At 49.9% G+C, this 613-nt stretch carries 1 rRNA gene; it reads left to right on the top strand.

Annotation, left to right across the window (positions count from 1 at the left end):
* Nucleotides 1–613: ribosomal RNA gene (locus HMPREF2750_RS05430) — 23S ribosomal RNA — on the top strand; the annotation flags it as partial.

Here is a 613-nt window from a genome sequence, read left to right as displayed (position 1 = left end):
GAGAGATGATGACGAGGCTCTACGGAGCTGAAGTAACCGATACCACACTTCCAGGAAAAGCCACTAAGCTTCAGGTTTATCTAAACCGTACTGAAAACCGACACAGGTGGTCAGGTAGAGAATACTCAGGCGCTTGAGAGAACTCGGGTGAAGGAACTAGGCAAAATAGCACCGTAACTTCGGGAGAAGGTGCGCCGGCGTAGATTGTAGTCCCTTGCGGATGAAGGTTGAACCGGTCGAAGATACCAGCTGGCTGCAACTGTTTATTAAAAACACAGCACTCTGCAAACACGAAAGTGGACGTATAGGGTGTGATGCCTGCCCGGTGCTGGAAGGTTAATTGATGGTGTAATCGAAAGAGAAGCTCCTGATCGAAGCCCCAGTAAACGGCGGCCGTAACTATAACGGTCCTAAGGTAGCGAAATTCCTTGTCGGGTAAGTTCCGACCTGCACGAATGGCATAATGATGGCCAGGCTGTCTCCACCCGAGACTCAGTGAAATTGAAATCGCCGTGAAGATGCGGTGTACCCGCGGCTAGACGGAAAGACCCCGTGAACCTTTACTATAGCTTGACACTGAACATTGAATTTTGATGTGTAGGATAGGTGGGAG

Origin of the sequence: Haemophilus sp. HMSC066D02 (genome assembly GCF_001810545.1) — a bacterium.
GTDB lineage: Bacteria > Pseudomonadota > Gammaproteobacteria > Enterobacterales > Pasteurellaceae > Haemophilus_D.
Note: the sequence above shows the minus strand (reverse complement) of the source record. Positions and strands in the feature narration are given on the sequence as shown.